This window comes from Microcoleus sp. MON2_D5, assembly GCF_036701905.1.
Taxonomy (GTDB): Bacteria; Cyanobacteriota; Cyanobacteriia; order Cyanobacteriales; family Microcoleaceae; genus Microcoleus.
Genome location: NZ_JAUBRM010000145.1, coordinates 1 through 10,367 on the forward strand (window position 1 = coordinate 1; position 10,367 = coordinate 10,367).

Here is a 10,367-nt window from a genome sequence, read left to right on the forward strand (position 1 = left end):
GCTCTACCATAGGACTGGCAATGCTTTTGGGGTGTGTCACTGCTTATACTACCACGAGAGTGACAAAAGAGGGTTAAAGCAAAGTGCGATCGCCCCCAAGTCAAACTCAAAGGCGATCGCACTTAATTCCACTCAAGTAGAACCCGCCAAGCCTGTGCTACACAAACTATACATTTACAACAAAAACATTTGTCGTCAGCTCGCTTTGAGCAACCCCTTGAACGATACCCAAATAGTTAGTACCGAGTTTAATTGCCGTAGCACTGACAGCAGATCCTCCATTCAGATTCAAACTTACAGCTTCAAAGGTGAGGCTGGCAAATGTATTTCCGTCAGTTAGACCAATTCTGTCCCCATTAGTAAAGTCTACAATCACATCTGCATCTGCTAAGCGGGCTGCTGCCGCCTGCCCCCCAGCTAGAATAAATGTATCGCGTCCGCCATTACCTGTGAGGACGTCTTGACCGCGATCGCCACTCAGTAAGTCGTCGCCGTTACCGCCAGTCAGGACATCATTTTCTTTACCGGCCCGAATATTGTCATTGCCCTCTCCTCCAGTGAGAGTATCGTTGTCATTGCTGCCGAATATTTGGTCGTCGCCAGCACCGCCGTCAATCTCATCCGACCCTTTACCGCCGGACAAAATGTCGTTGCCTACCCCTCCGTCGATTGTATCGGCTCCTTGCATCCCGTTAATGTTATCAATGCCGCTGGTTCCGGTAATATTGTCGCTGCCAGATAGCGCCAATATTTGTTTGCCAGCAGCACCCGGAGGAAGTGATGACAGCACAGTATTGTCATTATCGTCCGAGAGGTTGTAAAACTGACCGCTAACAGTGTTTGCTGGTTGTCCGGTAGGATTGCCTGGGGCGGGGGCATTGATTGCAGGTGCCGCGATCGCTACAGGTGTACCAGCAGTTGATGTACCACCAGGTGGTGGTGTAACAGGTGGTGGTGTAACAGGTGGTGGTGTAACAGGTGGTGTAACAGGTGGTGTAACAGGTGGCGGTGTAACAGGTGGTGGTGTAACAGGTGGTGTAACAGGTGGTGGTGTAACAGGTGGTGTAACAGGTGGTGTAACAGGTGGCGGTGTAACAGGTGGTGTGAGAGTAGCAAATGCCAAATTGAGAGTGTATTGGCTACTGTTATTCTTACCCTGACCCGTACCACTACCAGGTAGCTTAATGTCTTTAGGAGCAACTTCCAAAAAATATCTTTCGTTCGGTGAAGGTATCAGAAACTCCAATTTAATTTCATTCGCCGTAGTTTTTGCGTCTGCTTTAGCTTTTTCAAATCCAGTTTGGTCCCGTAATATTACAGCGACTTCACCATCTATACCTGTCAGAGTCGCCGTCAACTTACCAACACCCGACCCTTCAATGCGGTAGTTGTCACTCATGTCACTGAAACCTACCCACCCTGAATAAGTTCCAGGGTTAACGGCTGGAGTCTCACCATTGCGATCGTCGTTAAGCTTGTTCGGCTCTAAATTCACTTCGACTGTGTACGGCGTTGTCTGTTTAACTGTCCCTGTATTGTCCCGAACAATCCCCGTGAACTCACCGCCTACTGGGGGGGTAAAAGTGGCACCGTTACCATTTCCAACCTCGACTCCGCTAGGATTATTGACAGTTAAAAAAGGGGTAAAGTTATCTTTGTTCCCAGTTATTACATTGATAGTAGTACGCTGATTTGCGACTATGTTCGGCAAACGAACAGTATCACCTCCAGTACCCCCTGGGATTTGTCTAAATACACTGTAACCGCTCATTCTTTTATTCCTCAATCAAGTTTGCTTGGATGGTTAGACACTGGTTTAGTGACTAAAGTTAATCAGTTCTTAGAATCTAATCGACGGGAAAAATTGACAGACATTGCCCTTGGAGTTTACCTCAACCCAAAAAGAATTGGATAATTAATGTTTCAATTGTCCTAACTCAGCATTCTTCTTCTGGCAAAGCCTAGGAATTTGTGGATTAGTTTGTGCCGGTCACTGAACGCACGCACAAACCTACAGCCCTAAGATATTCCTCCACATCTCGCGCGAGTCATCTGTGCAGTCATGCTGAAATCTGGAACTAGATGCTAGCTTTATCGGTAGGTATTACAGAACGCGATCGCACCTTGTTGAAACACAAGTAAATGCCCCTAATAAACTAATCTTGGTACAAATTGCTGAACTTAGACCTGATCAACAATTGGTATAGTAATTCATACATTTCCCTGTTAAACATAGAATTGACACCTGAGTTTTGCGCCCGTCCCAAATACTCTTCTTATAGCAACCGCCAGGATAGCTAGGACAAGTTGACAGACAAAAGTAGGTAGTTGTGATTTAGTAGGGGTCTGAACACCTGGATATGAATGTACCCAGCCCAGATATTTATCACCCGCTCCCCCGCAGCCCTACATTTAAAATTGTCCTAACTATCGAGGCAACTGCTAGAATAGTCATTCCTATTAGAGTTGAGATGTTCTCGCTAAATCCACCTGATTCAACAATAAGCCAGTTATGGCGGTGGCGTATGTGATAAAAAGTTATAAATAGTTAGTATTTTGCCTGCGCGTTATAATGATTATCAGGGGAACACCCCATTAGCCTAGTGATTTGGCTACTGCAACCATCCCCTGGCGGGAACCTCAAAATTCCCAATGTAGGTGATCCGGTCGAAATTGCTAATTTTCTATAAATAAATGACTGTTGACGAAGCCCTCCTTTTTTTAGAATCCGTTCTTCAACCAGAACAGCTCAACGATATTCAAGAGCTAGTATTTCGGCACACTTGGGAAGGACGCTCTTATCCAGAGATTGCTAAGACGGCTGGTTATGATGCTGAGTACATCAAACTCGTCGGCTTCCAATTGTGGCAACTCCTCAGTCGAGTATTTGGGGAAAAGGTTAATAAAAGTAACGTTCACTCAGTCTGGCGGCGAAAGGCACCACAAATGCAAGTAGTCACAGCCCCATCAAACAGTACCTCTATTGATGAGATTAGAAATACTCAAGCCGATCGAAGTGACACTACTGCTCACTGGGTAACAGTTGAAGGATCGACTGCCAATAAATGTCAAGATTGGGGTGAGGCGATCGATGTCTGTGATTTCTATGGACGTACAGAAGAACTAGCTTTATTAGAGCAGTGGCTCGTGCGCGATCGCTGCCGTCTAGTGATGGTATTGGGTATGGGCGGCATCGGCAAAACGGCGATTTCCGTCAAGATAGCAAAACGCATTCAGGAGCATTTTGATTATGTCATCTGGCGAAGTCTCCGCAACGCTCCACCCCTCCTCGACCTTCTAGCAGATTTGATTCAATTTCTCTCGAAACACAAGGAAACGGTTGTTTCGGATACTGTAGAGGGCAGAATATCGCAGCTACTTGGATATTTACGAGCCTCGCGCTGTCTTTTGGTTATCGATAATGCCGAGTCAATTTTGCGATCGGGCGATCGCACGGGTGGCTATCGAGAAGGATATGAAGGTTACGGTCAATTGCTTAGCTGTCTGGCCGAAACCCCCCATAAAAGTACCATTGTGTTAACCAGTCGGGAGAAGCCGAAAGAACTAGCAACACAGGAAGGAAAAACCCTACCCGTCCGCTCATTACAACTGCCTGGTTTATCCACAGAAGCAGGAAAGAAAATTTTTCAAGACAAGGGTGCTTTTTCAGGGTCAGAATCCGAATGGAAAGCGCTAATTGAACACTATGCTGGGAATCCCTTAGCATTAAAAATGGTAGCTCCTGTTATTCGAGATTTATTTGATAGCAGTCTTTCTAATTTCTTAGAATTATTAAACCAAGTTACCTTAATCTTTGATGATATTCGCAATCTCTTAGACCGACAGTTCAATCGCCTATCTGCTTTAGAAAAAGAGCTGATGTACTGCGTCGCCATCAATCGAGAGCCAGTCTCATTTTTAGAAGTGCAGAAAGGTTTAGTAATAGAACTGTCGCCAACGGAACTCCTAGAGACGTTTGCTTCTCTTGGAAGGCGATCGCTCATTAAAAAAACCACAGGTGGCTTTACTCAACAACCCGTCGTCATGGAATACATAACAGAACAGTTAATCGAACAGATATGCCAAGAAATAATTACTGCTAAAATTGACCTTTTCAAGAGCCATCCTCTCATCAAAGCTCAAGCAAAAGACTATGTGAGGGATACTCAATCTCGCCTGATTCTCAACCCCATTGCCAAGCGACTACTCTCTTGTTTTGAAAGCCAGCGATCGCTAGAAAATCAGCTCAATCTCATTCTTACATCTCTGCGAGGAAAGCCAGCACGGGAAACGGGATATGCGGCTGGGAATGTTATTAATCTCCTGCGGCAGATACAGACAGATTTAAACGGCTGGGATTTTTCTAATTTAACGGTTCGGGAAGCTTATTTACCGATGCAAATTTACATTAAATAAACTTTGCTGGTGCTGATTTAGCTAGTTCTGTTTTTGCTGAAAACTTTGGTAGTGGTTTGTCAGTCGCCTTTAGTTGAGATTGAAAACTGTTAGCGATGGGCCCTACAAATGGTGAAATTCAGTTGTGACAACTCCCAGAAGCTAGGCTAATGATGAGCCGCAAAGGACAGGCCAGATAGTTAACCGATTTGAGAGATGAGTTTCACTTTCAGCCGATCGCCTGCTGCTGTTATTGTCTCCGCTAACAACTCGCTTGAGTTAGGCATGGACAGGGCTGGGTGAGCATTGCCCACCTTACCCATTTTTTAACAGTCAACAGTTAACTATTTTCAAACCATCTCTGGCGAAACTTGCATTGCCGGCTGCGGCTGGAACTGGAACAGCGAATAAACCACATTACGGCGAATATCCGTCATCATGTCCAAAAACAGTTCGTAACCTTCAGTTTTGTACTCGATTAACGGGTCTTTCTGGCCGTAACCGCGCAGCCCTACAGACTCGCGCAAAGCATCCATTTGTTGCAAATGTTCCCGCCACAAAGTATCAATTTGCTGCAAAATAAAGAACCGTTCCGCATCTCGCATCAATTCGGATCGGATTGCATTAACTTCCGCTTCTTTGATGTCGTAAGCATTGCGGACTTGTTCGTGCAAGAAAGTTTTGATTTCCTCAACGGACAAATCTTCTAGCTGATCCGGTGTCATGTCAGCCAGCAGATAAACAAATTCCTTCACCTTGCTCACAAGTTTGTCGAGTTCCCATTCTTCCGAAGGTAAATCGGGATTGATGTATGCTCCCACGATGTCATCCATCGTCTGTTCGGCATACCTAATTACCTGTTCCTTGGAGTCCAAACCTTCCAATACTCGGCGACGTTCCGCATAGATTGCTCGACGCTGATTGTTCATCACTTCGTCGTATTCAAATACCTGCTTGCGGATATCGTAATAGTAGGTTTCGACTTTTTTCTGAGCGCCTTCGAGGGAACGAGTCAGCATTCCAGATTCGATCGGCATATCTTCCTCAACACCGAAAGCCTTCATCAAACCGGCCACCCGTTCGCCGCCGAAAATCCTGAGCAAATTGTCTTCCAAACTCAAGAAAAACCGTGTTGAACCCGGGTCTCCTTGGCGTCCCGCCCGGCCGCGCAACTGATTGTCGATCCGGCGCGATTCGTGGCGTTCAGTACCGATGACGTGCAAGCCTCCCAACCGCACGACTTCATCGTGTTCGGTGCTGGTAAAAGCATCGTATTCGCTGCGAGTTAAATTGTAAGCTTCCCGCAATTTTTGAATTACCGGGTCTTTTGTCGGCGCTTTTTCCGAAGCTATAGCCACGATATCATCGGCTTGCAATTCCGAGAGCGATCGCTCGCCGTACTCCTTCACCGCCAATTCCACCGCCGCCTTGAGCATTTGTTCGGCATTTTTCGATAGCTGCGTAGGGAAAATCTGCGCCGAAGCTTTCCAAGACTTTACCTTTTTCGCAGTCGGAGCAAAACCTTGAGGTGCGGGGCGGCCACTAATACCCGGTACTTGTACCACCGAAAACCCGTCTTCATCCTCGGGCCGCACGATCCGGGGCATAAAATATTCCCGCAACTTGAGGCGCGCCATGTACTCAGAATTACCGCCCAAAATAATATCAGTACCGCGTCCCGCCATGTTGGTCGCGATCGTCACAGCACCTTTGCGTCCGGCTTGAGCGATAATTTCTGATTCCCGCTCTACATTTTCCGGTTTAGCATTAAGCAAATTGTGAGGAATTTTCCGTTCCAGCAGCAGCCGCGACAGCAACTCCGACTTTTCTACGCTTGTAGTGCCCACCAGCACCGGCCGACCGATCTCGTGCATTTCCGCGCATTCTTGGGCGATCGCATTCCACTTCCCAGCCTCCGCCTTGTAAACCATATCCGAAAGGTCTGTGCGGCTGGTAATCCGGTTAGTGGGAACCAGCGTCACTTCCAGATTGTAAATCTTCTCAAACTCGGTTTCTTCTGTCTTCGCTGTCCCAGTCATCCCCGACAGCTTCGGATAAAGCAAAAAGAAATTCTGATAAGTAATCGTCGCCAGCGTCTGAGTTTCCGGCTGAATTTCCGCGCGTTCCTTCGCTTCGATCGCCTGGTGCAAACCGTCACTCCAGCGGCGTCCCGGCATCACCCGGCCGGTAAACTCATCCACAATCACGACTTCGCGATCGGGAGTGACGATGTAGTTAATATCCTTAATAAACAATTCCTTCGCCTTAATCGCATTAAAAATATAATGCGCCCAAGGGTCAGCCGGGTCGTACAAATCCGTAACACCTAACAACCGCTCAGCTTCACCAAACCCTTCATCGGTCAACAGCACATTCCGAGCCTTTTCGTCAACCTCGTAATGTTCTTCATTTTCCTTTCTCAGAGCAGCAGCTACCTCAGCCGCCCGTATATACTTCTCACTGGGGCGTTCCACCTGGCCGGAAATAATTAAAGGCGTCCGTGCTTCATCAATCAGCACCGAGTCAACCTCGTCAATCACGCAGAAATTAAAAGGACGCTGCACTACATCTTCCATGACAGTAGCCATGTTGTCGCGCAAATAATCAAAGCCGACTTCGCTGTTAGTGGCGTAGGTAAGATCGCAGCTATAATTTTTCTTTCGTTCCACCTGATCCATGCCCTGCTGAATCAGTCCCACAGTCAATCCCAGGAAGCGGTGCACTTGTCCCATCCATTCCGCGTCCCGTCTTGCGAGATAATCGTTGACGGTGATGATGTGTACGCCTTTACCGTTGAGGGCGTTGAGGTAAGCCGGCAGCGTCGCCACGAGAGTTTTGCCTTCACCGGTTTTCATTTCGGCAATTTGGCCTTTGTGCAGGATAATGCCCCCGAGGAGTTGGACATCAAAGTGGCGCATTCCTAAAACCCGTTGTCCTGCTTCCCGCACCACTGCAAAAGCCTCGGGCAAGATTTCGTCTAGGATCTCTTTCTCTTCGTTGAGAGATTTAGCTTTTGCCAGACGTTCTTTAAACTCCGCCGTTTTGCCTCTGAGGTCGTCGTCTGAGAGTGCGCGGAAGTCTTGTTCCAAGATATTGATATCAGCTACCCAAGGCTGAAATTTTCTAAGTTTGCGCGCGTTGGGATCGCCTAGCAGATTTTTAAACATGGCAGGAGAGGCAGATTTTTAATAATTTAGCTATTAGCTTTCAGGGTTACGGGCTGTAGTGTTAGCCACAACATATACCCTCCCCGATTGTAGCAACCATTGGCTCTCCTCGGCCGTGGCTGCGGGCGATCGACCGATTTTGGATTTTCGATTTTAGATTTTAGATTGAATAATCGATCGATTTTAGATTTTAGATTTTGGATTTTCGATGGAATAGTTGACCTCTGTTCCGGGTTATTAAGGGGATGGAGGGCCCTAATCGTCAAACAGCAGACCGATCGCATTTTTGGTGAAATTTCCGGAAGTGCGATCGGGTTTTACTCGCGCAAAAGCTACATACTTCTAAAAATCCACTGGCGATCGATTTCCCTCACCCGCTACCAAATCCCACAACACATCAATACCTAAGCCGAGATATTTGACATCCTGATGGCGATCGATCCATTGTACGACAGCAGGCAAAACGTCACTCGATTTCATGCCCAACTTACCCAAGGCTAATGCTGCAGAGTAAGGCACCAAGCCCTGCCCATCTTCGAGACGTTGCAGCAGGGCACTGATGACGGCTTCTGAAGCATTTCCCAACCTGCCCAAGGCAAATTCTGCCTCACGACGCACCCAGTTATCCTCATCTTTCAGACGTAACAGCAGGGCATTAATGACCTCTTCTGAAGCATTTCCCAACCTGCCTAAGGCAGAGGCTGCCTCACGACGTACTGAGTTATCCCCCTTTTCCAGACGTAACAGCAGGGCATTAATGACGACTTCTGAAACATTTCCCAACCTACCCAAGGCAGAGGCTGCCTCACGACGCACTGAGTTATCGCTATCTTCGAGACGTAACACCAGGGCCTTAATGACGACTTCTGAAGCATTTCCCAACCTGCCTAAGGCAGATGCTGCTTCAGGACGCACTGAGTTATCGCTATCTTCGAGACGTAACACCAGGGCCTTAATGACGACTTCTGAAGCATTTCCCAAGTTACCCAAGGCTCGTGCTGCCGAGTAACGCACTGAGTTATACCGATCTTCGAGATGTAACAGCAGGGCATTAATGACGACTTCTGAAGCATTTCCCAACCTACCCAAGGCAGATGCTGCCTCACGACGCATGGATTTATCCCCCTTTTCCAGACGTAACAGCAGGGCATTAATGACGACTTCTGAAGCATTTCCCAAGTTGCCCAAGGCAGATGCTGCCTGACAACGCACTGAGTAATCCCGATCTTCCAGACGTAACAGCAGGGCATTGATGACAGTTTCTGAAGCATTTCCCAAGTTACCCAAGGCTCGTGTTGCCTGACGACGCACTGAGTTATCCCCCTTTTCCAGACGTAACAGCAGGGCATTGATGACAGTTTCTGAAGCATTTCCCAACCCGCCCAAGCTAAATGCTGCCGACCTACGCACATCCTCATTCCCCTCTTCGAGGCGTAGTAGCATGGCAGTTATGGCAGCTTCTTTTTCCCCTAAAGCTGCTTGATATTTCCACAAGCGATTTTCATTAATGCCCCTTGCTTTCAAAAGTTGCAAAGTTTGCGCCTCAAACTCAGTCTCACTCATACTGCAAAGGATTTGCAAAACCTGAGACCGAGCTCTGTCACCAACCTGTTTTTCATCCCTTACCTCCAACTCAACCAACTTCTCCAAAATCTTCATAGTTAGACTAGAATCTGTCACTTTTAAGTCTTTAATATTTTCAGCAAGACAACTGCCAGCAAAAAACAAATCGCGGTGCAACCATTGCTCATACTCGCTATTCGCCGCCAAAATTGCTTGCATCGCTTTCGCCGCTTTCTTCGGTTTTTGTTGAGCAATCAACAACAGCAACACTTCCCGCCAGTGGGGGTCATGCAAATGCTCTCGAATCTGCTCGAGAACAAACTCAAAATTATCCTCATCATCTGCGTGATAGCCGATTTGCTGAGCGCACAAATATTCTTGAAAAGTCTTGTGTACAAAAGCGTACAAATCTTGCCCTTGTTCGTTGAGCAATCCCGTCCGCTGTTGAATAAAATCAACAAATCGTTTAGCTTCCTCTTTTGCCTGGAACCGTTCAACCTGTTTTTTGGCTTTAATATTCTGAGTTAACTGATCTAACAAATCCTCCTTAGCAATCAGCGTCCCGCCTTCAGGATTCTGAGTTAACTGATCTAACAAATCCTCCTTAGCAATCAGCGTCCCGCCTTCAGGATTAGGCGTACTACCCTGAGTGTGAATCCAATAGGCGAGAATTTCCATCTGCCGCCGTAAATCCTCTGCATCTAAATATTTGAATACCGACTTCTCTGTGATGTTTTTGTAAGCATCCCAATTCTTTAACAGTGTATCCACAGCTTTTTCATAAAGCTTGTGGCGTGCCCTCGGCAGTTCCGCTTGATAGCGGTGAATCAAAGCAATGATTGTCAGCAATAGCGGATTTCTCGCCAACAATTTAATTCGATCGTTTTCATCCAGAGCTTTCTTAATGCTATCTTTGAGACGTTGAGCTTCCGCCGGATCTCGAACGCGACTGTCGTACCAGCGATTAATAAACTCATCAACCTTAGCATCATCAAACAGTTGTAACTGATAGTGTTCAAACTCCGAAGTATTAAAAAAATCGCGTTTGTAACCCGCAGGGCGAGAAGTAATAATTGCCAGATTTTGATGATACTGCCCCAAAAAATTCTCAATTTGCTGCACCACCGCATAGCGCTTGGATTCTTCCACAACCTCATCCAATCCACAGGGTAAGAGCATCTCAATTAGGCTTGACACAAGGACTCAGAAGAATCTAATGTAGGGTCAAGAAAACAAGAAAAG

4 protein-coding genes are annotated in these 10,367 nt (G+C 46.9%); 1 reads left to right on the plus strand and 3 read right to left on the minus strand.

Translation table 11 applies throughout. The features are described 5' to 3' along the window. Positions 1 to 166: 166 nt before the first annotated feature. On the minus strand, positions 167 to 1,771 hold the full coding sequence (locus tag QUA47_RS28920; RefSeq protein WP_333433319.1) for a calcium-binding protein: 1,605 nt from the start codon (positions 1,769 to 1,771) through the stop codon (positions 167 to 169). Between the two features lie 923 nt (positions 1,772 to 2,694). On the opposite strand from QUA47_RS28920, the gene QUA47_RS28925 reads away from it, so the two are divergent. Then, positions 2,695 to 4,416 (plus strand): NB-ARC domain-containing protein, encoded by a 1,722-nt coding sequence (locus QUA47_RS28925; protein WP_333433320.1) that lies wholly within the window; start codon positions 2,695 to 2,697, stop codon positions 4,414 to 4,416. A 329-nt stretch (positions 4,417 to 4,745) separates the two neighbouring features. On the opposite strand, the gene secA is transcribed toward QUA47_RS28925, so the two are convergent. Further along, positions 4,746 to 7,562: a preprotein translocase subunit SecA gene (gene secA / locus QUA47_RS28930; RefSeq protein ID WP_333433321.1), complete on the minus strand. Its 2,817-nt coding sequence runs from the start codon at positions 7,560 to 7,562 to the stop codon at positions 4,746 to 4,748. Between the two features lie 342 nt (positions 7,563 to 7,904). After that, entirely contained in the window at positions 7,905 to 10,322 is a 2,418-nt protein-coding gene (locus tag QUA47_RS28935) for a HEAT repeat domain-containing protein (RefSeq protein ID WP_333433322.1), read from the minus strand. Positions 10,323 to 10,367 lie beyond the last annotated feature (45 nt).

What these genes read in the sequence shown, in the direction of transcription:
- QUA47_RS28920 (WP_333433319.1), bottom strand. Translation starts at nt 1,771, where the DNA reads ATGAGCGGTTACAGTGTATTTAGACAAATCCCAGGGGGTACTGGAGGT.
- QUA47_RS28925 (WP_333433320.1), top strand. Translation starts at nt 2,695, where the DNA reads ATGACTGTTGACGAAGCCCTCCTTTTTTTAGAATCCGTTCTTCAACCA.
- secA (WP_333433321.1), bottom strand. Translation starts at nt 7,562, where the DNA reads ATGTTTAAAAATCTGCTAGGCGATCCCAACGCGCGCAAACTTAGAAAA.